Annotated in this window: 22 protein-coding genes; 10 read left to right on the top strand and 12 right to left on the bottom strand. The window is 73.1% G+C overall.

Features of this window, described 5'->3' with window-relative positions; translation table 11 throughout:
- Positions 1-555: 555 nt before the first annotated feature.
- Together O4J56_RS13635 and O4J56_RS13630 are read right to left on the bottom strand one after the other, a co-directional pair.
- Positions 556-1431, bottom strand: a complete 876-nt coding sequence (locus O4J56_RS13635) for a hypothetical protein (RefSeq protein ID WP_270686124.1) — start codon at positions 1429-1431, stop codon at positions 556-558.
- 357 nt (positions 1432-1788) lie between these two features.
- On the bottom strand, positions 1789-2994 hold the full coding sequence (locus tag O4J56_RS13630) for a PucR family transcriptional regulator (protein ID WP_270686132.1): 1206 nt from the start codon (positions 2992-2994) through the stop codon (positions 1789-1791).
- Between the two features lie 333 nt (positions 2995-3327).
- On the opposite strand from O4J56_RS13630, the gene O4J56_RS13625 reads away from it, so the two are divergent.
- From O4J56_RS13625 to fabF, 4 genes are all read left to right on the top strand, one after another.
- Positions 3328-4209 carry an ACP S-malonyltransferase gene (locus tag O4J56_RS13625; protein WP_270686131.1) on the top strand — a complete coding sequence of 294 codons (882 nt, stop codon included), beginning with the start codon at positions 3328-3330 and terminating at the stop codon, positions 4207-4209.
- The gene (locus tag O4J56_RS13620; protein ID WP_270686123.1) at positions 4206-5177 is read left to right on the top strand and encodes a beta-ketoacyl-ACP synthase III; all 972 of its coding nucleotides are present in this window, start codon (positions 4206-4208) and stop codon (positions 5175-5177) included. Before O4J56_RS13625 ends, O4J56_RS13620 begins: the two co-directional genes overlap by 4 nt.
- A gap of 101 nt (positions 5178-5278) precedes the next feature.
- A complete protein-coding gene (locus O4J56_RS13615) occupies positions 5279-5521 on the top strand; it encodes an acyl carrier protein (RefSeq protein ID WP_270686122.1) in 243 nt (80 codons plus the stop codon).
- A 117-nt stretch (positions 5522-5638) separates the two neighbouring features.
- Positions 5639-6877 (top strand): beta-ketoacyl-ACP synthase II, encoded by a 1239-nt coding sequence (fabF, locus tag O4J56_RS13610; RefSeq protein WP_270686121.1) that lies wholly within the window; start codon positions 5639-5641, stop codon positions 6875-6877.
- Between the two features lie 183 nt (positions 6878-7060).
- On the opposite strand, the gene O4J56_RS13605 is transcribed toward fabF, so the two are convergent.
- On the bottom strand, positions 7061-8044 hold the full coding sequence (locus O4J56_RS13605) for an SGNH/GDSL hydrolase family protein (RefSeq protein WP_270686130.1): 984 nt from the start codon (positions 8042-8044) through the stop codon (positions 7061-7063).
- Positions 8045-8391: 347 nt separating this feature from the next.
- Between O4J56_RS13605 and O4J56_RS13600 the strand changes: the two genes are divergently transcribed.
- Positions 8392-8862, top strand: a complete 471-nt coding sequence (locus tag O4J56_RS13600) for an SseB family protein (RefSeq protein ID WP_270686120.1) — start codon at positions 8392-8394, stop codon at positions 8860-8862.
- Between the two features lie 332 nt (positions 8863-9194).
- On the top strand, positions 9195-11249 hold the full coding sequence (locus O4J56_RS13595) for a hypothetical protein (RefSeq protein WP_270686119.1): 2055 nt from the start codon (positions 9195-9197) through the stop codon (positions 11247-11249).
- A gap of 741 nt (positions 11250-11990) precedes the next feature.
- On the opposite strand, the gene O4J56_RS13590 is transcribed toward O4J56_RS13595, so the two are convergent.
- The 8 genes from O4J56_RS13590 to O4J56_RS13555 are packed head-to-tail and all read right to left on the bottom strand — an operon-like array spanning position 11991 to position 18629.
- The gene (locus O4J56_RS13590) at positions 11991-12371 is read right to left on the bottom strand and encodes a metal-sulfur cluster assembly factor (RefSeq protein WP_270686118.1); all 381 of its coding nucleotides are present in this window, start codon (positions 12369-12371) and stop codon (positions 11991-11993) included.
- Entirely contained in the window at positions 12368-12865 is a 498-nt protein-coding gene (gene sufU / locus O4J56_RS13585) for a Fe-S cluster assembly sulfur transfer protein SufU (RefSeq protein WP_270686117.1), read from the bottom strand. The genes O4J56_RS13590 and sufU overlap by 4 nt, the downstream gene beginning before the upstream one ends.
- A gap of 12 nt (positions 12866-12877) precedes the next feature.
- Entirely contained in the window at positions 12878-14167 is a 1290-nt protein-coding gene (locus O4J56_RS13580; RefSeq protein ID WP_270686116.1) for a cysteine desulfurase, read from the bottom strand.
- Positions 14164-14931: a Fe-S cluster assembly ATPase SufC gene (gene sufC / locus O4J56_RS13575; RefSeq protein ID WP_270686115.1), complete on the bottom strand. Its 768-nt coding sequence runs from the start codon at positions 14929-14931 to the stop codon at positions 14164-14166. The genes O4J56_RS13580 and sufC overlap by 4 nt, the downstream gene beginning before the upstream one ends.
- Before the next feature lie 12 nt (positions 14932-14943).
- On the bottom strand, positions 14944-15273 hold the full coding sequence (locus tag O4J56_RS13570) for a non-heme iron oxygenase ferredoxin subunit (protein ID WP_270686114.1): 330 nt from the start codon (positions 15271-15273) through the stop codon (positions 14944-14946).
- On the bottom strand, positions 15266-16435 hold the full coding sequence (gene sufD / locus O4J56_RS13565) for a Fe-S cluster assembly protein SufD (protein WP_270686113.1): 1170 nt from the start codon (positions 16433-16435) through the stop codon (positions 15266-15268). The genes O4J56_RS13570 and sufD overlap by 8 nt, the downstream gene beginning before the upstream one ends.
- Entirely contained in the window at positions 16435-17847 is a 1413-nt protein-coding gene (gene sufB / locus O4J56_RS13560; RefSeq protein ID WP_270686112.1) for a Fe-S cluster assembly protein SufB, read from the bottom strand. Before sufB ends, sufD begins: the two co-directional genes overlap by 1 nt.
- Positions 17847-18629, bottom strand: coding sequence for a helix-turn-helix transcriptional regulator (locus O4J56_RS13555; RefSeq protein WP_270686129.1), 783 nt, complete (start codon positions 18627-18629; stop codon positions 17847-17849). Before O4J56_RS13555 ends, sufB begins: the two co-directional genes overlap by 1 nt.
- Before the next feature lie 266 nt (positions 18630-18895).
- Here O4J56_RS13555 and O4J56_RS13550 point away from each other — a divergent pair, with 266 nt between their 5' ends.
- Genes O4J56_RS13550 through O4J56_RS13535 form a run of 4 tightly spaced genes read left to right on the top strand, consistent with a single transcriptional unit; the run spans position 18896 to position 21242 of the window.
- Complete coding sequence (locus O4J56_RS13550; protein WP_270686111.1) at positions 18896-19840, top strand: ABC transporter ATP-binding protein; 945 nt, start codon at positions 18896-18898, stop codon at positions 19838-19840.
- Positions 19837-20631 carry an ABC transporter permease gene (locus O4J56_RS13545; protein WP_270686110.1) on the top strand — a complete coding sequence of 265 codons (795 nt, stop codon included), beginning with the start codon at positions 19837-19839 and terminating at the stop codon, positions 20629-20631. The genes O4J56_RS13550 and O4J56_RS13545 overlap by 4 nt, the downstream gene beginning before the upstream one ends.
- Positions 20632-20634: 3 nt before the next feature.
- Positions 20635-21030: a hypothetical protein gene (locus tag O4J56_RS13540; protein WP_270686109.1), complete on the top strand. Its 396-nt coding sequence runs from the start codon at positions 20635-20637 to the stop codon at positions 21028-21030.
- On the top strand, positions 21027-21242 hold the full coding sequence (locus tag O4J56_RS13535; protein WP_270686108.1) for a type II toxin-antitoxin system HicB family antitoxin: 216 nt from the start codon (positions 21027-21029) through the stop codon (positions 21240-21242). The genes O4J56_RS13540 and O4J56_RS13535 overlap by 4 nt, the downstream gene beginning before the upstream one ends.
- On the opposite strand, the gene O4J56_RS13530 is transcribed toward O4J56_RS13535, so the two are convergent.
- On the bottom strand, positions 21243-22475 hold the full coding sequence (locus tag O4J56_RS13530) for an arginine deiminase (protein WP_270686107.1): 1233 nt from the start codon (positions 22473-22475) through the stop codon (positions 21243-21245).
- Positions 22476-22514 lie beyond the last annotated feature (39 nt).

Genomic DNA, 22514 nt, shown 5'->3' with positions numbered 1-22514 from the left:
CGACAAGGGTGCTGTCAAAACCGCCGGAATGACAGCACCCTTGTCGAGATCATCGCCGGCCAGGGGCGCACCGCGGGGGCCGGGCGCCACGAACGCGCTTGGCCATTCGCCCACCCGGTCGCGCCACTGCCCGGACCGCGAGTGGCCTGCCGCCCGGCAGGCAGGGCCGGGGAACCGCACGGCTGTCGCCGTCGCCGCCCATCATGGCGACCACGCACACTCCGTGCAATCGTCAACGCTGCCGCAAGGGCCGCCGACCTTCGTCGTCGCCGCCCTCCCACCCGACACTCCGGCCGCCCGCCGCCCGGCCGGGGTCCGTGAGTGGGGTACCAGCCCAGCCGCTCGACCCCCCGGACCGCGAGTGGCCCGCCGCCCGGCACGCAGGGCCGGGGAACCGCCCCGCTCACTCCGTCGCCGCCCTCTCCGGTGACCACGCACACGCCGCTCGCCCGACGACGCTGCGGCGAGGACCGCCGTCCGGGCGGAACAGCGGCGGCCGGGCAGGTCTCCCCGCCCGGCCGCCGGTGTGGAACGGATCGGCTCTACGTCCGGATGTCAGCTCTTCGCCTTGGGGCGGCGGTCGCGGCGCGCCAAGCGGCCGATCCGGCGGCCCGCGGTCCCCCTCGGGATGGGGCGCGCCTGCGGGGTCTCGGCCGGGAAGCCCGGCAGCAGGTCCGACGGCTCCGAACGGTCACCGCTGGGCGTGGCCAGGCGGCTCGGCAGCCCGGTCGCGGCCTCGGCCTCCTCGTCGGCCTCGTCGGCGTCCCCGTCCCCCTCCTCGGCGGATCCGGCCGAGCCCGCGGCCGTCGCCGCCGTCGCGGCGCTCGCCCCCTCGGCGCGCGCCGCGCGGTAGGCGCGGACCCGCGCCGCCAGCGCGGTCGCGACCGGCCACTCCACCGGCGCGGGCTGGGCCAGGCCCGCCCAGAGGTAGGCCTTGGTGCCCCAGGCCTCCATGGCCCGGCGGGCGCGGGTGATCACGAAGAAGGTCGGCGCCGCCAGCACCAGCTGCGGCCAGGCGAGCGCGAGCGCGGTCAGCAGCGGCAGCAGCCCGCCCCCGGCCACGGCGAATCCGGCGCCCACGGCCACCGGGGTCAGCGCCAGCGCGATCCGCAGCGAGGTGATCTGCCGGAACCGGTGCAGCGACCGGCGCACGGAGGCGCCTGTGGACAGGCCCTCGGGCAGCGGCGTCGGCTGCACCACCGAGGCCAGCAGCAGCGAGGCGACCGCCACCGAGCCCGACGCCAGGATCCACACCCCCGCCGCCGACAGGTGGCCGCCGACCATCAGCGCCACCACGGCGAGCAGGGGGATGGGAACCGGGACGAAGAACAGGACTTTGCGCCAGAGCTGTCCGGACTCGGTCGGTGCGAGGACGGCCTCGGCCGCCTCGCCGTAGAGACGCTTCGCCGTCTCCCAGAGCCTCTTCACCACCGCAATGCCCCCCACACCATCACATGGCCGTCGTCGGTGCGGCCGCCCCTCCCGCACCCCCGCCCCGGCCGCTCGCCGTAGAGGACGCCGCCGCCTCAAGGGAGGTTCACTCCCCGAACGGGAGAAGAGAGGCGGAACACTCCCCTCATCCTCTCCTGCGTGAACGTCCGCGGCAACCGCCGCGTTCCAGCACGTTCGCGCCGATCGAACACCTCGGGACAGGTCTATCGCACCAGGGGTCAACCGGGGATAAAACAGAGCCCGTTGGAACATTTCAGGGCCGAAGGTCACACCGGCGGGACGAGACCTATCCGAGGCGCCGCGCGCACGGACACCCACCCCGGCCGACGCCCTCCCCTACCTCCCGGCACCGCCTTCGGCGAGGCGGCCCAAGGTCACCGCGACCCGCAGGATGAACGACCCCCGGCCGTCCGCGGGCATGTGGCCGGTCAGCTCCGCGATCCGGCTCAGCCGGTACCGCACCGTGTTCGGGTGCACGAACAGCATCCGCGCCGTCGCCTCCAGGGACGACGCGTGCTCCAGGTACACCGACAGCGTGTCCAGCAGCGGCGACCCCGCCGTGCGCAGCGGCTCGTAGATCTCCTCCACCAGCTGCTTGCGCGCCGCCCGGTCGCCGTCCAGCGCGCGCTCGGGCAGCAGGTCCTCGGCGAGCACCGGGCGCGGCGCGTCCGGCCAGGCCACGGCCGCCCGCAGCCCGTTGACGGCCGCCGCCACCGACGTCCCGGCCGCGCGCAGCTCCCCGACCGGCGGGCCGACCACCACCGGGCCCGGCGCGAACAGGCCCGCCAGCGGCTCGGCGGCCGCCATCGGCACCTCCCCCTCGGCCTTGCCCGCGGCGAGCTTGGCGCCGATCCCCAGCACCAGCACCACCCGGTCGCCCTGTTGCCCGGCCAGCACGTCGTGCCCGGCCCGGCGCGCCGCCCCGCGCAGGTCCTCCATGACCGCTCGGCCGTCGTCCCCGGCCTCCCCGGCCACCGCCACCACCGGGGTGCGCGACCAGCTCAGCGCCGACCCCCAGGTCTGCAGCCCCTCGTCGCGGTCCCCGTGCAGCAGCGCGTCGACGATGAGCGCCTCCAGGCGGGCGTCCCAGGCCCCGCGCGCCTCCGCGGCGCGGGCATAGACCTTGGCCGAGCTGAAGGCCACCTCGCGGGTGTAGCGCAGTACCGCCTCGCGGAGCTGCTGCTGGCCGCCGGGCGCCGCCAGCTCCTCGACCTGGTTCTCCACCACGTCGATGACCACGCGGATCATGTCCACGGTCTGCTGGAGGCTGACCGAGCGGGTCAGCTCGCGCGGCGCGGTGCCGAAGACCTCGACGGTGATGGCGGGGCGGCCGCGGCCGGGGTTCTTGAACCAGTCGACGAAGGCCGCCACCCCGGACTGGGCGACCAGGCCCACCCAGGAGCGGTCCTCGGCGGACATGTTGCGGAACCAGGACAGGCGGCTCTCCATGCGCGCCACCGCGGCGGTGCCCAGCTCCCCCATGGACCTCTCGAGCCGCTTGACGGTCTCGGCGCGGACGGCGTCGTCGTCGGCGGCGGTGATGGCGGCGGCGCGTCCGGCATCATCGACAGCGCGCCCGTCGTCGTCGCCGGCGCGGACGGGCGCGTCGCCGCCCTCCTCCGCCGCGCGGTCGCGGCCGTTCTTCTCGGTGCTCACCCCTCCAGAGTGGCATCCCCTCCGCGCGCTCCCCGCCATCGCCCACCTGACCGGGACTTTGTGGACTACGCACAAACGCCGTCTCGTAAACTTCGTCGTTGTCCTCATCCAGATGGTGATGTCCTACAGGGCAAGGTTGATGCCGTGCTTGTAATCGTTGCTCCGGGCCAAGGCGCCCAGGTTCCCGGATTCCTCTCCCCGTGGCTCGAAGCGCCCGGCATGGCCGAGCGCTTCGAGGCCTGGTCCAAGGTCGCCGGGCTGGACCTGGTGCGCTACGGCACCACCGCCGACGCCGAGGAGATCCGCGACACCGCCGTCGCGCAGCCCCTCCTCGTGAGCGCCGGGCTGGCCGCGGCCGTGTCGCTGTTCGGCGACCTGGAGACCGCCGCCGCCCGCACCGACGCCGTCGCCGGGCACAGTGTGGGCGAGTTCACCGCCGCCGGCCTGGCCGGGGTGCTCGCCCCCGAGGAGGCCCTCTCCCTGGTCGCCGAGCGCGGGCGCGGCATGGCCGAGGCCTCCGCCGCCGCCGACACCGGCATGACCGCCGTCCTGGGCGGCGACCGCGACGAGGTCCTGGCCGCCATCGCCGACGCGGGGCTGACCGCCGCCAACGACAACGGTTCCGGGCAGATCGTGGCCGCCGGCACCGCCGAGGCGCTGGCCGCGTTCGCCGAGAACCCGCCGAAGGGCGCCCGGCTGCGTTCGCTGTCGGTCGCCGGGGCCTTCCACACCGAGCACATGGCCCCCGCGGTCGAGCGCGTGCGCCGGGCGGCCCAGGCCGTCTCCCCCGCCGACCCGCGCACCCGCCTGCTCACCAACCGCGACGGCTCGGTCGTCGCCGCCGGCCGCGACTACCTCGACCTGCTGGTCTCCCAGATCAGCTCGCCGGTGCGCTGGGACGCCTGCACCGCCACCCTGGCCGACCTGGGGGTGACCGCTCTCATCGAGCTGCCCCCCGCCGGAACCCTGGTGGGCCTGGCCAAGCGGTCCCTGCGCGGGGTGGAGCGGCTGGCCGTCAAGACGCCGGAGGACCTCGAGGCCGCCCGGGAGCTGGTCGCCGAGCACTCCGGCACCGCCGCTTCGGAAGGTCCGTCCCGATGAGCACCGCACTGCCCCTTCCCGACACCCTCGGGGGCGCACGGGTCCTCGCCTTCGGCGAGCACCAGCCGGCCAACACCGTCACCAACGACGACCTCGCACAGCGGGTCGACACCAGTGACGAGTGGATCCGCAGCCGGGTCGGCATCGAGGAGCGCCGGATCGCCGACGACACCGAGTCGGTGGAGTCCATGGCGGTCATCGCCGGCGGCAAGGCCCTGGCGGCGAGCGGCCTGTCCCCCGACGACATCGACCTGGTGATCGTCGCCACCTGCACCCAGCGCGACCAGATCCCCAACGCCGCCGCCACCGTCGCCGCGCGGCTGGGCATCACCGCGCCGGGCGCCTTCGACGTCAACGCCGCCTGCGCCGGGTTCTGCTACGCCACCGGCCTGGCCGCCGACGCCGTGCGCGGCGGTTCGGCGCGCAACGTGCTGGTGGTGGGCTCGGAGAAGCTCTCCGACTGGGTCGACTGGGACGACCGGTCCACCTGCGTGATCTTCGCCGACGGCGCCGGCGCCGCGGTGGTGGGCGCCGCCCCCGCCGAGGAGAACGGCATCGGGCCGGTGGTCTGGGGCAGCTCCGGCGAGCGCGCCGACAAGATCTACCTGCGCGAGAACCGCTACCTCTACCAGGAGGGCCAGGCGGTCTTCCGGTGGACCACCACCGAGCTGCACAAGGTGGCACTGCAGGCCCTGGAGCGGGCGGGGGTCGACCCCACCGAGCTCACCGCGTTCGTCCCGCACCAGGCCAACCTGCGCATCGTGGAGGCCATCGCGCGCAAGCTGGGGGCGCCGCAGGCGCTCATCGCCCGCGATATCGTCTCCGCTGGCAACACCTCGTCCGCGTCCATCCCGCTGGCCATCGCGCGCATGGGCGGACGGGGCGAGCTGCCGTCGGGGAGCACCGTGCTCACCCTGGGATTCGGCGCCGGACTGACCTACGCGGCGCAGGTCCTGCGCATCCCCTAGAGGCCGGACGGCCGCGGCACGGTCACGCGTGACCGGGCCGCGACGGCGACGCACACGGCCCCGGAAGGCTCCGGGGCGCACCGAGAAGGAGTAACCACACCATGGCGCAGCACACCGAGCAGGAGATCCTGGCCGGCCTCGGCGAGATCGTCGACGAGATCGCCGGGGTTCCCGCCGCCGAGGTCACGCCGGAGAAGAGCTTCGTCGACGACCTCGACATCGACTCGCTCTCCATGGTCGAGATCGCGGTCGCGGCGCAGGACAAGTTCGGCGTCGAGATCCCCGACGACCAGCTCAAGGACCTCAAGACGGTCCAGGACGTCATCAACTTCATCCAGAAGTAGCGCGCCCGCCCGGCGGCGGCGCCACCGCGCCGCCGCCGGGGCATCCGCGCATCCGCCTCCACATGCCCCGGCGCGCCGCCGGGTACGACCTACCATGACGCGAAGGGCGAAAGGCCGATGAACAGCACCGAAGTCGTCGTCACTGGCCTGGGCGCCACCACCCCGCTGGGGGGTGACGTCTCCACGACCTGGTCCGCCCTCCTCGAAGGTCGGTCCGGCATCAGCGAGATCACCGAGGACTGGGCGCAGGAGCTGCCCGCCCGCATCGCCGGGCGCGCCGTCCAGGACCCGTCGGAGAAGCTCCCCCGCCAGCGGCTGCGCCGGCTCGACCGCACCCAGCAGTTCGCGCTGATCGCCGCGCAGGAGGCCTGGCAGGACGCCGGGGCCCCGGATGTGGACCCGGTGCGCCTGGGCACGGTCGTCTCCTCCGGCATCGGCGGCATCCTGACGATCCTCGAGCAGTACGACACCTTCCGCGAGAAGGGCTGGAAGCGCGTCTCGCCGTTCACGGTGCCGATGCTCATGCCGAACAGCCCCTCGGCGGCGGTCGCCCTGGAGTTCACCGCCCGCGCCGGGGCGCACGCCCCGGTGAGCGCCTGCGCCTCCAGCAGCGAGGCGATCGCCGACGCGATCGGGATGATCCGTTCGGGCCGCGCCGACGTGGTCATCGCGGGCGGCACGGAAGCCGCGATCCACCCGCTGAACATCGCCTCCTTCGCCTCCATGCGGGCGCTGTCCACCCGCAACGAGGACCCGCAGGCGGCCTCCCGGCCCTGGGACACCGACCGGGACGGCTTCGTCATGGGCGAGGGCGCGGGCATCGTCGTCCTGGAGTCGGCCGAGCACGCCGCGCGCCGCGGCGCCCGCGTGTACGCGGTGGCGGCCGGGGCCGGGTACTCCGACGACGCGCACGACATCGTCGCCCCCGAGCCCGAGGGCGAGGGGCAGGCGCGGGCCATCACGATGGCGCTGGAGGACGCGGGCATGGGCCCGGCGGACGTGGCGCACATCAACGCGCACGCCACCTCCACCCCGACCGGCGACGTGGGCGAGACCCTGGCGATCCGCCGCGCGCTGGGCGACGCCGCCGCCGACCGGGTGGCGGTCACCTCCACCAAGTCGATGACGGGCCACCTGCTGGGCGGCGCCGGTGCGGTGGAGTCCATCGCCACCGTGCTGGCCCTGTACGAGGGCCGCATCCCGCCGACGATCAACATCGAGGAGCTCGACCCGGGCGTGTCCGTGGACATCGTCCGCGACAAGGCCCGCGACCTGCCGGCGGACGCGGTGGGGGCGATCAACGAGTCCTTCGGCTTCGGCGGCCACAACATCGCCGTGGCCTTCCGCCGCGCCTGAGGCGGCGGGGGGACGAGCACGTCCCGTGTAGCGCCGACGGGGCCCACCGGTACATGCGACCGGTGGGCCCCGTTCCGTGTCTCCGGCGGCGTTCCGCATCTCCGGGTTCCGCATCTCCGGCGGCGGATTCGGCGGTGCCCGAGGTGCCCGTCACCAAGGCACTCACCATCGGGTGGGCCGTGCTCAGGCCTCGGTGGCCTCGGAGGCGTCCACCGGGGCCGCCCCTTCCTCCGGGCCTGTGCCGGGGACGCGCGCCGTGCCGTGGAACCGCGCGGCGCCGTTGGCCGACGGGGTCCCGTTGGTCGGCGGGGCGCCGTTGGCCGACGGGGCGCCGTTGGCCGACCCGCCGACCGCGCCCGCCTCCTCGGGCCGGGCGCCGTCCACCGTCTCCCCCGGGCCGCGCTCGGCCCAGGGCGGGGGCTGGAACGGCTCCAGCTCCGGGCGCTTGGGCTCGCGGCCGTCGCCGGACGAGCGGCCCATGGCCCGCCGCCCCAGCCACGGCACCAGGTATTCGCGGGCCCAGCGCATGTGCTCACGGCGGCGCAGGATCCGGGGCAGGCGCACCGCCGGGGTGTCCCACGGCCGCGCCCACAGCTCGCGCGGGCCCATCGGCTGCCCGATCACCTCGGCGATGCGGGCAGCCACGATCCGGTGGCCGTCGCCGTTGAAGTGCAGCCGGTCCTCGTTCCAGGCCCGGGGGTCGTTCAGCGCCTCCATCGACCACAGGTCGACGATGTCGGCGCCGGTGCGCTCGGCCATGGCGCGCAGGTGCATGCTGAACACCGCGATGCGCCCGCGGTAGATCCGCAGCACCGGCACCCAGCCGGTGTCGTGCCCGGACAGCAGCACCACACGGACCCCGGCCCGGCGCATGCTCAGCACCGCCTCCTCCAGCTGGGCGGCGAGGGCGTCCAGGTCGGTGCCGGGGCGCAGCACGTCGTTGCCGCCCGCGTGCACGGTCACCAGGTCGGGGCGCTCCTCAAGCACGCGGTCGAGCTGCTCGCCGGTGATGTGGCGCATCCGCCGGCCGCGCACCGCGAGGTTGGCGTACCGGAACCGGGGCTCGTCCGCGGACAGGTGCTCGGCCAGGCGGTCGGCGAAACCCCGGTAGCCCCCGTCGGGTGCGACGTCCTCCAGCCCCTCGGTCAGGCTGTCGCCGATGGCCATGTAGGAGCGGACGACCGCCGGTCCCTCCGCCCGCTCTCCTCCAGGGGGATTCATCTGCAGGTCAGTCACTTCCACCTATCATGCGGACTCGGGCGTTGACGCGCGGCACGCCGCGTCGGGATCCGGGACGGGGCACGCGGTTGCGAAGGACCGCCACGTGTGCCTCTCGCAACACCGACGAGCACGTGTCAAAGGAGAAAGGCAGGGGTACGGCGTGCCCGACAAGCATACCGCCGACCGCCGACGCCGGGCCGGGACGACGCCTGACCGAGACCGGCAAAGGTCCCGACCGTGACCTGGCCCCGCCCCCCGGCGGCCCAGCCGACTACAGACGGGTTCGTTACCCCATGACCAGCAACGACAGCGCAGACACCGACGCCGGGTTCCCCGCCAACCCGGTCGAGGAGGCCCTGGGGCGGGCCCTGCGGGACGCCCCGGCCGACGCCGAGACCACCGAGGCCTCCGGGGGCGCCGACGGCGCCGGCCGGAGCGGTGCGGCGGAGGGCGGAGCCGTGCGGGCGTTCCTCTCCGCCTTCGCGGAGGGCAGCGTCTGGGTGCCCGTGCCCCAGGGGTCGGGGACCCAGGAGGACGGGTCCATCGCCCTGCCGTCGCTGGAGCTGGAGGGCCGCGTGTACATCCCCGTGTTCACCTCCCGCTCCCAGTACGACCAGCGGAGCGCGGAGGTGCCGTGCGCGGTGCTGGCCGTGCGCGACCTGGCCTCGGCGCTGCCCGAGGGGGTGGGCCTGGCGGTCAACCCCGGGAACGAGCCGAGCGTTCCGGTACCGGCGGAGATGGTCGCCGCTCTGGCCGGGGAGTGACCCCGGGGCCCGGAGGCGCCTCCGGGCCGTTCCCCGCCCGTGTCCTGAAGCCTCTCGTGGGAAATCCGCAGGGATCCCCGCAGGGGCTTCACGGGGATCCCCGCGTGGATGCGGCCGCCCGGCGGCCGCGCCCTACCCTTCTGCGCCGCGCCGACGTACGATCACCCGCGGGCGCGCTGGGCGCCCGTGTCCCCGCCGGCCCAGGCAGTCGTAGGACAGCGGGCACCGAATCCGGCAAGGGCGCATAAAGTGGAACACCGGCCGACCGCTTCCGCTACCTGCGGCGGCCCACGTCCCTGCGCCGTACCCCTGGAGGTCGAGGTCCACCGCGGATGAACGCCATCTCCCCGATCTGCCTGACCGACCTGGCTCCGGCGCTGCGCTGGAGCCGCCCCGAGGACCTCACGCCCTACCTGGGGCACAGCCGCCTGGTCGACGGCTGGTGGCGGTCGCTGCCGCTGCCGCGCGCGCTGGACATCGCCGGGCCTCCGTGGCTCGCGCACAACCTCGCGCTGCTCATGTCCGAGTACTGGGACCACGTTCCCGTCGGCGACTTCCTGCCGGTGCTGCGCGCGCTGCCGGTGGACCTCGACGAGGTCGCCGAACCGGTGCGCGGCGCCCTCCTGGCCACGGCGGGCGACTGGGCGACCCTGATCGGGGCGCCGCCCTCGGCCGTGGCCGACTGGCCCTTCCCGGCCGACTGCGGGCCGGTCGAGGTGATCGGGTCGGCCGCCTGGCAGGCGCTGCGCCCGTTCTGCGGTGAGGAGGCGCGCACCGGGCCGCTGCCCTCCCCCGCGCTGATGATCGAGGCGGTGCGCACGGTCGCCCACTGGCTGCCGGAGAGCGCCCCGGACCGGGTCCGCCGCGCGCTGGGGTACCTGTCCGCGGCCACCGGAGCCGACCTGGAGGAGGGGCCGCCGCCGGAGGCGGTGACCTCGCCCCCGCAGGGCAGGGCCGACGTGCCGCAGAGCGCCGCGACGCGCGCCATCCGCACCCTGCGCGCGCTGCGCAACCAGCACGCCCGTGAGCAGGAGCAGGGGGAGGGGCAGGGGCACGACCACGGGGCCGAGCGGCCTGGAGGCCACGGCGGCGACGGCTCCGAGCTGGGCGCCCATCCGATGGTGGACCTGCTGGAGGAGTTCCTGCGCGGGTGGAGCCCGCTGGAGCGGACGGTCGCCGCCGAGCGGCTGTTCGCGGCCGACCCGATCAGCATCCGGCTGCTCGCCGACCAGATCGGCGCCGACATCGGCGACATCCGCAACGCCCAGCGCAGCGTGGAGGAGCGGCTGCTGCAGTGGCTGTCCTCGTCCGGCGGCGAGCCGGTCACCCGGCACCTGCGGGAGCTGTCGGAGGAGCTCGGCGCGGCCACGACCATCGACACGCTCATCGGGGCCCACCCCGACCACCCGGTCACGGTGCCGTCGCTGAAGGCGCCGCTGTGGCGGGTGCTCATCACCTTCTTCACCGACCGGCGGCTGCACAACGGGTGGCTGGTGGCCGACGACCCGGAGCGGATGCGCTGGCAGACGCGGGAGATGCTGGGCGACGCGCCGACCCTGGACGACGCGGCCGTGCGGCTGGACCGGATCGGGATCCGCCGCCGGTCGCTGCGGGCATGGCTGCAGAGCACGCCGGGCATCGACATCCGCGACGGGCGGGTGCTCATCGACCCGTCGCTGCCGCCGGAGGGGCCCGCACCGGCGCCCGCGTTCGGCGGCCGGTCGGAGCTGTCGGAGGAGGACGGCTCGACCACCGCGGGCGGGCTACCGATCCGCCGGCGTCCGGGCGCCGCGCACGAGGCGGGAGCGCCCCGGCCGGAGGCGGCGGGCGCGCCCGCCGCCGCGCCCCCGCCGCCGGGGGTGGCCACCTCGCCGCGGTGCTTCCGCGCGCCCGACGGGCGCTGGTGGCACCGGGTGGACATCGGCCCGGAGCACCTCAACGGCGCCCCGGTGACCGTGCCGCCGGGGTACGCGACCCACCTGGGGCTGCAGCCGGGGCGGCTGCTGTGCCTGACCGCCCCCGGTGCCGACCTGCTGGTGCTGGTGTGGCGGGATGAGGCGGCCTTCGATTCCCTGCGGCCGCTGCTGCGGCGGCTGTCGGCCCAGCCGGGCGACCGGGTGTTCATCACCGTGGAGGGCGACCGCCTCGACGCCCGCCGCCTGCCCGCCGCCGACCTGGGCGGCCACGGCCCGACGGGCAGGGCGCTGCACCTGATCGGCTACACCGCCCCGGCCCCGACCGACGAGGCGCTCCGGATCATCGCCCGCCGGATCACCGAGGAGGAGAACCCCGAGCCGGACCCGCGGAAGCTGCTGGAGATGCTCTCCCAGCGCGGAGACGAGGACATAGCCGAAGAACTGCGCCAGAGCCTGGCCACCCCGCACTGACGGGGGCAGCCCACGTTCACGAGGAAGGGAATCCCCCGGGGCCGGGGGGGGGCGGGTCAGCAGGTCCCCCGCTTAAGGCCCCGGCCGGGCGGCGGGCCAGCGGGGTGTGGGGTCGATGGCAGCGACGACAAAGGTCAGCGGCCCTACCTGCGGCGTCGTCGGGTGCGGCGCGTGCGGATGGTGGCCGGAGAGGGCGGCGGCAGGACGCGGGAGGGACCTCAGCCCCCCGGGAGCCCAGACAAATCGGACGCCGGGACGGTAGCGGCTCGACCGGAACCCGCCTTCTGGGCGCCTCGAGCGGCCTGGGGTCATCTTGGGTGGTGAAATCGACACCCGATCTGCATGAAAGCGTCGATTTCACGACGCAGGATGCCCAACCCCTCCACCCGCCGTCCGGTATGCCCGGTATGCGCCACCCGGACGGTCCTCCCCGCGATGATCTCGGGGAACTCGGGGTTAAACCGGACACGATAAGCCCGACTTCCCCGAGATCAACGAGGAGGGGGCAGGGGCCTCGCGCCCGGCAGACGGGGCCGGGGAACCGCCCGGCTCACTCCGTCGCCGCCGACCACGGCGACCACGCACACGCCTGCCACTCGACCGCGCTGCCGCTCGGTCCGCCGGCCTCTGTCGTCCCCCTCCTCTGGCCCTGGGCAGGAGGAAGGGCCGGGGCGCCTTTCGGCGTCCCGGCCCTTGTCGCTGTTCCGAGGTGTCCGGGCACCGACCGGCGAGGGGTGGGCCTCAGACGTTGAAGCCCAGCATCCTCAGCTGGTCGCGGCCGTCCTCGGTTATCTTGTCCGGGCCCCACGGGGGCATCCAGACCCAGTTGATCTTGACCTCGCGGCCGAACTCGTCGAGGGCGCTGGTGGCCTGGTCCTCGATGACGTCGGTCAGGGGGCAGGCGGCGCTGGTCAGGGTCATGTCCAGGGTGATGCTCGCCTCGTCGGCGTTCACCCCGTACAGCAGGCCCAGGTCGACGACGTTGACGCCCAGCTCGGGGTCGATGACGTCCTTCAGGGCCTCGCTGATCTCCTCGGCCAGGGCCTCCTGGCTCAGGCCCTCACCCGGTCCGCCCGCGGCCGCCTGCTCCGGGGCCGGGGCCGCGGTCTCGTTCTCGCTCATGAGACACCCTCCGGTCCATCCCCGCCCGAGCGGGGGTCGCTTCCCAGGGACTGCACGGTCGCGTCCTTCCACGCCATCCAGGCGAGCAGGGCGCACTTGATACGGGCAGGGTATTTCGACACCCCGGCGAACGCCACCGCGTCCTCCAGGACGTCCTCGTCCGGCTCCCCCTGGCCCTTGGAGTGCATGAGCTCGTTGAAGGCGTCGAGCATCTCCAAGCCCTCGTCCACCGTCCGCCCGATCAGCAGGTCGGTCATGACCGACGCGCTGGCCTGGCTGATGGAGCAGCCCATGCTGTCGTAGGACACGTCGGCGACCTTCGCCGCGCCCCCCTCGCCGGAGCCGGGCGCCAGGTGCACCCGCAGCGTCACCTCGTCCCCGCAGGTGGGGTTGATGTGGTGCGCCTCCCCTTCGAAGGGCTCCCGCAGCCCCTTGTTGTGCGGGTTGCGGTAGTGGTCCAGGATGATCTCCTGGTACATCGCGTCCAAGCGCATGCTCCGCCCTTCCTAGCGCGCCTCGGCGGTCCCGAAGAACCGCTGCGCGGTGCGCACGGCCTCGGCCAGCGCCTCCACGTCCGCGAGCGTGTTGTACAGGTAGAACGAGGCCCGGGTGGTCGCCTGCACCTGGTAGCGCCGGTGCAGCGGCCAGGCGCAGTGGTGCCCCACGCGCACCTCCACGCCCTCGTCGTCGAGCACCTGCCCCAGGTCGTGCGGGTGGATGCCCTCGACGGTGAAGGAGACCGCGCCGCCCCGGTCCACGGTGTCGGTGGGCCCGACGATGCGCACCCCGTCGATACCGCCCAGCAGCTTGACCGCGTACTCGGTGAGCCGGTGCTCGTGCTCGGCCACCCGCTCCATGCCGATCGACGACAGGTAGTCGCACGCCGCCGCCAGCCCGACCGCCTGCGGCGCCATGGGCACCCCGGCCTCGAACCGCTGCGGCGGCTCGGCCCAGGTGCTGTGGTCCATGTGCACCACGCCGATCATCGAACCGCCGGTGATGAACGGCGGCATCGCGGCCAGCAGCTCGGCGCGCCCGTAGAGCACGCCGATGCCGTTGGGCCCGAGCATCTTGTGCCCGGAGAACACCAGGAAGTCGCAGTCGAGCTCCCGCACGTCCACCGGCATGTGCGGGACCGACTGGGCCGCGTCCAGCAGCACCAGCGCGCCCACCTCGTGGGCCCTAGCGGTGACCTCCCGGACCGGGTTGACCGTGCCCAGCACGTTGGACTGGTGGGTGAGCGCCACCAGCCTGGTGCGCTCGTTGACCAGGTCCTCCAGCTCCGACAGGTCGAGCCGGCCGTCCTCGGTCAGCCCGAACCAGCGCAGCGTGGCGCCGGTGCGCCGGCACAGCTCCTGCCAGGGCACCAGGTTGGCGTGGTGCTCCATCTCGGTGACGACGACCTCGTCGCCCGGGCCCACGGAGAAGCGGCGGTAGGGCTCGTCGGCCGTGGCCGCGTTGCCCATGGCGTAGGCCACCAGGTTGACGCCCTCGGTGGCGTTCTTGGTGAACACCACCTCCCCGGCGCCGGCGCCGACGAAGGACGCGATCGTGGACCGCGCCGCCTCATAGGCGTCGGTGGCCTCCTCGGCGAGCTGGTGCGCGCCGCGGTGGACCGCCGCGTTGTGGCGCTCGTAGAACTCCCGCTCGGCGTCGAGCACCTGGCGGGGCTTCTGCGAGGTGGCCCCGGAGTCGAGGTAGACCAGGGGGCGCCCGTCGCGGACGGTCCGGGACAGGATCGGGAAGTCCCCCCGGACCGCCTCCGCGTCGAGCGGCGCGTGCTCGCCTCGGGTCACTGCTCAGCGCCTGCCTTCACGAAACGCTCGTAGCCCTCGTTCTCCAGCCGGTCGGCCAGCTCCGGACCGCCGGACTCGGCGATGCGGCCGTCGGCGAAGACGTGCACGAAGTCGGGCTTCACGTAGTTGAGGATGCGGGTGTAGTGGGTGATCAGCATGATGCCCACGTCGCTGTTGGCCTTGGCCCGGTTGATCCCCTCGGAGACCACCTTGAGGGCGTCGACGTCGAGGCCGGAGTCGGTCTCGTCGAGGATCGCCATCTTCGGCTTGAGCAGCTCCAGCTGGAGGATCTCGTGGCGCTTCTTCTCGCCGCCGGAGAAGCCCTCGTTGACGCCGCGGGCCGCGAAGGACGCCTCGATGGACAGGTCCTTCATGGTGCCCTGCAGCTCCTTGGAGAACTGGCGGAGCTTGGGCGCCTCGCCGCGCACCGCGGTGACCGAGCTGCGCAGGAAGTTGGACATGGACACGCCCGGGACCTCGACCGGGTACTGCATGGCCAGGAACAGGCCGGCGCGGGCCCGCTCGTCCACGCTCATCTCCAGCACGTTCTCGCCGTCGAGGAGGACCTCGCCCGCGGTGATCTCGTACTTGGGGTGGCCGGCGATGGCGTAGGCCAGGGTGGACTTGCCGGACCCGTTCGGGCCCATGATCGCGTGGGTCTGACCGGAGTCGATGGTCAGGTCCACGCCCTTGAGGATCTCCTGGCGCTCGTCGGCCCCGATCAGGACGTCGGCGCGCACCCCGCGGATTTCGAACTTCGTCATCTGTTTCAAGCCTCAGGAATTCGTCGTGTCCAGCGAGACGAGGACGTCGTCGCCGTCGATCTTGACTGCGTAGGTGGGCACCGCCTGGACGGCGGGCGGGTTGATCGGCTTGCCGGAGGTCAGCTCGAAGCAGGAGCCGTGCAGCCAGCACTCGATGGTGCCGTCCTCGACCTCGCCCTCCGACAGGTTGACCTCGGCGTGCGAGCAGATGTCGCTGATCGCGTACACCTCGCCCTCACTGCGCACCACCGCCACCGGGGTGCCGCCGACCTCCACGCCGAGCGCCCCCTCGTCGGGGAGGTCGCTCAGCGCGCAGACCCGGGTGAAGGTGCCCTCACTCATGCTCGGCCAGCTTCTCCTCGACCTCGGCCATGATCCGCTCGCGCAGCTCGGGCACGTCGATGCGGCCGATGAGCTCGGCGAAGTAGCCGCGGATGACCAGGCGGCGGGCCTCGTCCTCCGGGATGCCGCGGGAGCGCAGGTAGAACAGGTGGATCTCGTCGAGCCGCCCGCTGGCGCTGGCGTGGCCCGCGCCCTCCACCTCGCCGGTGAAGATCTCCAGGTTGGGGACCGAGTCCACCCGGGTGCCGTCGGTCAGCGCGAGGTTCCGGTTGTACTCGTAGGAGTCGGTGCCCTCGGTGCCCTCGCCGATGATCACGTCGCCGATCCACACGCCGTGCGCGCCCTCGCCGCTCAGCGCGCCCTTGTACTCGACGCGGCTGCGGGTGTGGGAGACGTTGTGGTCGATCAGCGAGCGGTGCTCGTGGTGCTGGCCGTCGCCGGTGAAGTAGAGCCCGTGCAGCTCGGCGTCGCCGCCGGGGGCGGTGTAGCCGACCTTGGGCGACATGCGGACCAGGTCCCCGCCCAGGGTGATCACGAAGCTCTTGAACCGGGCGTCCCGGCCGACCTTGGTGTAGTGGTGGCCCACGTGCACCGCGTCGCGGCCCCAGTCCTGCAGGCTGATGACGGTCAGCTCGGCGCCGTCCTCGACGATGAACTCGACGTTGTCGGCGTAGACCGCCTCGCCGGCGTACTCCAGGACCACGGTGGCCTTGGAGTGCGCCTCGGCGCGCACCAGGATGTGCCCGTAGGCGTCGCCCTGGTTCTCGCCGGTGACCTTGATGTAGGCGGGCTCGGCGACCTGGGCGTCCTTGGCGACGGTCACCACGGTGGCGCCGCCGAAGGTGCCGAAGTCGCGGAAGGCCAGCGCCGACACCCGGTCGGTGGGCAGGAAGGTGGTGCCCAGCCGCGGGTCGCCCGAGGCGGCGGTCTCGTGGGTGACGCCCTCGGGGGCGGTCACCTCGACCGAGACGACGCCGTCCTTGATGTCGCGGCCGTCGTGCAGCCCGCGCAGGCGGCGCAGCGGCGTGAAGCGCCACTCCTCCTCCCGGCCCGTGGGGACCGGGAACGCGTCCACGTCGAAGGACCCGTGGACGTCCAGCTTGGAGATCGGGAGCTCACCGCCGTGGCTGTGCTCCTTGACTCCGAGGTTCGGGCCGGCCATTAACCAACCGCTCCTTCCATCTGCAGCTCGATGAGCCGGTTCAGTTCCAGGGCGTACTCCATGGGCAGCTCGCGCGCGATGGGCTCGACGAACCCGCGCACGATCATCGCCATGGCCTCGTCCTCGTCCAGGCCGCGGCTCATCAGGTAGAAGAGCTGGTCCTCGCTGACCTTGGACACCGTGGCCTCGTGGCCGAGCTCGGTGTCGTCCTCGCGGATGTCGTTGTAGGGGTAGGTGTCCGAGCGGCTGATGGTGTCGATCAGCAGCGCGTCGCACTTGACCGTGGACTTGGCGCGGTCGGCGCCCTCCTGCACCTGCACCAGGCCCCGGTAGGAGGCGCGGCCCCCGCTCCGGGCCACCGACTTGGAGACGATGGTGGAGGAGGTGTTGGGGGCGCAGTGCACCATCTTGGAGCCGGTGTCCTGGTGCTGGCCCTCGCCGGCGAAGGCGATGGAGAGCGTCTCGCCCTTGGCGTGCTCGCCCATGAGGTACACCGCGGGGTACTTCATGGTGACCTGGGAGCCGATGTTGCCGTCGATCCACTCCATGGTGGCGCCCTCGTAGGCGACGGCACGCTTGGTGACCAGGTTGAAGACGTTGTTCGACCAGTTCTGGATGGTCGTGTAGCGGCAGCGCGCGTTCTTCTTGACGATGATCTCCACGACCGCCGAGTGCAGCGAGTCGGTCTTGTAGATCGGCGCGGTGCAGCCCTCGACGTAGTGGACGTAGGCGCCCTCGTCGACGATGATCAGGGTCCGCTCGAACTGGCCCATGTTCTCGGTGTTGATCCGGAAGTAGGCCTGCAGCGGGATCTCCACGTGGACGCCCTTGGGGACGTAGATGAAGGACCCGCCGCTCCACACCGCGGTGTTGAGCGCGGCGAACTTGTTGTCGCCGGAGGGGATGACCGTGCCGAAGTACTCCTGGAAGAGCTCGGGGTGCTCCTTGAGCGCGGTGTCGGTGTCGAGGAAGATGACGCCCTGCTCCTCCAGGTCCTCACGGATCTGGTGGTAGACGACCTCCGACTCGTACTGGGCGGCGACGCCGGCGACCAGGCGCTGCTTCTCGGCCTCGGGGATGCCCAGCTTGTCGTAGGTGTTCTTGATGTCCTCGGGCAGGTCCTCCCAGGAGGCGGCCTGCTGCTCGGTCGACCGGACGAAGTACTTGATCTTGTCGAAGTCGATCCCGGACAGGTCGGCACCCCACGAGGGCATCGGCTTCTTGTCGAAGAGCTTCAGCGCCTTGAGGCGGGCCTTCTGCATCCATTCCGGCTCGTCCTTCTTGCCGGAGATGTCGCGGACGACCTCCTCGTTCAGTCCACGCCGAGCGGAGGCGCCGGCCGTGTCCGGGTCGGCCCATCCGTACTCGTAGTTGCCGAGCCCTTCGAGCTCGGGGTGCGCGATAGACGTCATTACGCGGATCCTCCTGGACTCAGACGTCCTGATTCGTTGGTGCTGTCCTCGGCGCCCTCTGCAGCGCCTGCGGGTTCGGTCGGGGTCACATGGGTGGTGCAGACCCCGTCGCCGTGGGCGATGGTGGCCAGCCGCCGCACGGGGGTGCCCAGCAGCCGGGCGAAGGCCTCGACCTCGGCCTCGCACAGCTCGGGGAACTCGGCCGCCACGTGCCCGACCGGGCAGTGGTGCTGGCAGAGCTGCTGGCCCCCGCCGGGCGCGGGCGCCCGGTCGGCGGCGGCGGCGTAGCCGTCGTTGCTCAGCGCCTCGGCGAGCTTGCGCACCCGCTGCTGCGGGGGCACGCCCTCCAGCAGGGGGCGGTAGCGCTCCTCCAGCTCGGCGACCTGCCGCCGGGCGAACTCGGTGACGGCACCGGGTCCGGCCCGCTCGGCGAGGAAGCGCAGAGCGCTGGAGGCCAGGTCGTCGTAGCCGTGCACGAACGCGTCGCGACCGGCCTCGGTGATCGCGAAGACCCGGGCCGGGCGGCCCCGGCCCCGGCGGCCCAGGGGCCGCGCGTCGCGGGCTTCGACGAGCCCTTCGCCCATGAGGTTGTCAAGGTGCCGGCGGATCGCCGCCGGTGTGAGCCCGAGCCGCTCGCCGAGTGTGGAGGCGGTGATCGGTCCCTGCTCCAGGATGAGGCGCGCCACCCGCGCGCGCGTCCCGGTCTCGGCGCCCAGGTCGGGCGCAGGCGCACGCGGGACGCCGGGCGCGGTGCCCCCGGTCGGCTGCTGTCCGCTGCTCACCTTTTTCACAACATCAGTGTGGCGTAAATGCTTCCGTGCGGGCAAACCGTGATGCATGCCATTGATCACCCAGGCAAGCCTTACCTTTCAGGGGTTTCGCGGTACGGTAGCCTCGCCCGGCTCCGCGCACGCGCGTGCGGGTTCGGCTACCCGCTCGTATCGCGAGACACGGGTATTGGCATCCGGACGCCCGCCCCGTCGGCGGCGCGCCCGCCACCGGGCACCCGGTGCGGGCACCCGCCCGGGCGGCCATAGACTCTGAGGCCATGGAGACAGCCGCGGTCGAGGTCACCGACCTGGTGAAGAGGTACGGCGCGACGACCGCCGTCGACGGCCTGTCCTTCACCGCGCCCCGCGGGGCGGTGACGGCGCTGCTCGGCCCCAACGGCGCCGGGAAGACCAGCACCGTCGAGGTGTGCGAGGGCTTCCGCCGGGCCGACGGCGGCACCGTGCGCGTGCTCGGCCTGGACCCGGCCGCCGACGCCGCGGCGCTCAAGCCCCGGGTCGGGGTGATGCCGCAGTCCGGCGGGGTGCCCACCGGAGCGCGCGCGGGCGAGTGGCTGCGCCTGATGGCCTCGTTCCACGCCCGCCCCCTGTCCGCCGACACGCTGCTGGAACGCCTCGGCCTCACGAATGCTTCCCGCACCCCCTTCCGCCGGCTGTCCGGGGGCCAGCAGCAGCGGCTGTCGCTGGCCGCCGCCGTGATCGGACGTCCCGAGCTGGTGTTCCTCGACGAGCCCACGGCCGGTCTCGACCCGCAGGCCCGCCGCGCCACCTGGGACCTGGTGGCCGAGCTGCGGGGCGCCGGTGTGGGCGTGGTGCTGACCACGCACCACATGGAGGAGGCCGAGAACCTCGCCGACCGCGTGGTCATCATCGACCGGGGGCGGGTGGTGGCCGACGGCGCCACCGGCGAGCTGACCTCCGCCGGGCAGGAGCTCCGGTTCGAGTGCCGCGAGGCGGTGGACACCGAGGCGCTGCGCGAGGCGCTGCCGTCGGGCGTCCGCGTCGAGGCCCGGCCCGCGACCGCCGGGCAGGCGCCGGGGTGCGCCATCGCCCGCGCCGACGGCGGGGAGATCGGGCCGGAGATGCTGGCCACCGTCGGCACCTGGTGCGCGGCCAACGGCGTGCACCCCGAGGGGCTGCGCGTGCAGCGCCGCACCCTTGAAGACGTCTTCCTCGAACTCACCGGCCGGGAACTCCGCTCATGACCGAGACCACCGCCCGCCCCGCCCTGGACCTGAGCCCCGCCCCGGCCGCCGCGCCGATGGCGCGCATGGTCGCCGCACAGGCGGGCATGGAGCTGCGCATCATGCTGCGCAACGGGGAGCAGCTGCTGCTGACCATGGTCATCCCCGTGCTGCTGCTGGCGGGGTTCAGCACGGTGGACGTGGTGGAGCTGGGCGACGGGCCGCGGGTGGACTTCCTGACCCCGGGAATCCTCGCCTTGGCCGTGCTGTCCACCGCCTTCACGGGGCAGGCCATCGGCACCGGGTTCGAGCGCAGATACGGGGTGCTCAAGCGGCTGGGGGCGACCCCGCTGTCGCGGTTCGGGCTGCTGGCGGCCAAGACGCTGGCGGTGCTGGCGGTGGAGGCGATCCAGATCGCCGTGCTGAGCGCGGTGGCCTTCGCACTGGGGTGGAATCCGCACGGTGGGCCGGTCGCCTTCGCCTACGCGGTGCTCCTCGTCCTCCTCGGCACCGCGGCGTTCAGCTCGTTGGCGCTGCTCATGGCGGGCACGCTGCGGGCCGAGGCGACGCTGGCGGCGGCCAACCTGGTGTACGTGGTGATGCTCGGGCTCGGCGGCGTCATCTTCGCCACCGACCGCTTCCCCGGCGCGGTGCGGACGGCGGTGGAGGCGCTGCCGATCACGGCGCTGGCGGGAGGGCTGCGGTCGGTGCTGGCCGACGGCGCGGCGCCGTCGCTGCTGCCCGTGCTGGTGCTGGCCGTGTGGGCGGCGGTCGGCGCGGCCCTGGCGGCCCGGTTCTTCCGCTGGGAGTAGCCGTTGGAGCTGATCGGGGTCCCGGCGTACCAGCTCGTGCGCTCGCTCGCCCCGCCGCTGGTGCTGTTGGCGGTGGCGGCCTACCTGATCCGCCGCAGGCGCCCGTCGCGCCCCGGCCTGGTATGGGCGGCGGTGGGGGTGAACCTGGGGGCCGCCGCACTCCCCTACGTGTGGCTGCTCCTCCAGGCGACAGTGGGCATCGGGGGAACGACGCTGATCGGGTTCATCATGACCCTGATCCAGCCGGCGCTGGTGCTAGGAGCCTGGCTGCTGATGCTGGGGGCGGTGTTCGCCGGAAAGCGCTCGGCAGACCTCCGGAGTTCCTCCGATCCCTCTGTTCCTGATGAGATGCTCTTCGAAGAGGCCGATCAGCCGCAGTCCGAGGGGCGTCGCCGATGAGCCGTTACGTGATCCTCATCGAACAGAGCGAGGACGGCTTCGGGGCCTGGTGCCCGGACCTGCCCGGCTGCGTCGCCGTCGGTGACACGGTCTCGGAGACCATCGAAGAGATGCGCGGAGCGATCCGCTTCCACATCGACGGCCTCCGCGAGGAGGGTCTTCCCGTCCCTGCGCCTTCAACCGTCGCGAGTACCGAGGTCGACGCCGCTTGATCAGGCATCCCGCTGGATAGGGCAGGTCATGCAGTGGGGGCCGCCTCTCCCCCGGCCCAGCTCTCCGCCTGCTATGGGCAGGACCTCGACGCCGTTGGCCCTCAGGTGGGCGTTCGTGGTCACGTTCCGCTCGTAGGACACCACGACGCCGGGCTCCAGCGCGAAGACGTTGCAGCCGTCGTCCCACTGTTCGCGCTCTGAAGAGAACACGTCCTGCGTGGGCGTCAGGACGCGGATCTCGTCCAGCCCGGCCGCCTGGGCGATCGCGCGGTGCATGTCCTCGGGCGGGTGGTCGGTCACCTTGAGCTCCTTGCCCCCGTCGGCTCCGCCGTCCCCGGGCTCCAGGGTCGAAGACGGAAGCATCCCGAGGCCCGCGTACTTGGTGAAGACGCCGTAGTCGACCTCGGTCATGACGGTGTCCAAGTGCATCACCGCGCGCGCGTGCGGCATGCGCAGGCACAGGATGCGTTCGGCGCCGCCGCGGGCGAACATCTCCCGCGCCAGCAGCTCCACCGCCTGGGGCCGGGTGCGCTCGCTCGTGCCCACGAGCACGGCCCCATTGCCGATCGGCATCAGGTCCCCGCCCTCGATCGTGGCGGGGGCGTGCGAGCGGCCGCGGTTCCACACCTCGAAGCCGCCCTGGGCGAACATCGGGTGCCACTGGTAGACGGCCTCGTAGTGGATGGTCTCCCGGCGGCGGGCCTTCTTGCGCATCGCGTTGATGGAGACCCCGTTGTACAGCCACGCCGAGGTGTCGCGGGTGAACAGGTGGTTGGGCAGGGGGTCGAGGACGAAGTCGTCGTCGGCCAGCGAGTGCAGCCACAGCGAGGCGGGGTCGTCGATGCGCTCGCGGATCTCGGCCTTGGTGATGCCGCCGATGAGGAAGCGCCGCAGCTCGGTGTCGTCCATGGCGTCCAGGGCGGCGCGGATGGGGCCCGCGGCCTGGGGGCCGTGGAAGCGCTCGTCGACGACCTCGGCGAGGATGTGGGCGCGGGCGTCGGGGACGGCCAGGACCTCTTCCAGCAGCTCGTGGAAGTAGTGGACGCGCACGCCGTGCTCGCGCAGGAGGTCGGTGAAGGCGTCGTGCTCCTCTTCGGCGCGCCGCTCCCACAGCACGTCGTCGAAGAGCAGGTCGTCCTTGTTGGAGGGGGTGAGGCGCCGGAGCTCCAGGTCGGGCCGGTGCACGATGACCTGGCGCAGGCGGCCGACCTCCGAGTCCACGCGGAACACCATGCGTACGCGCCTCCCGTCTCCGGAGTTCCGACGCAGGCT

It is taken from the genome of Nocardiopsis endophytica (assembly GCF_027706725.1).
Lineage (GTDB): Bacteria > Actinomycetota > Actinomycetes > Streptosporangiales > Streptosporangiaceae > Nocardiopsis_A > Nocardiopsis_A endophytica.
The sequence above is the reverse complement of the archived record's forward strand: the minus strand, read 5'-3'. Positions and strand labels throughout refer to the sequence as shown.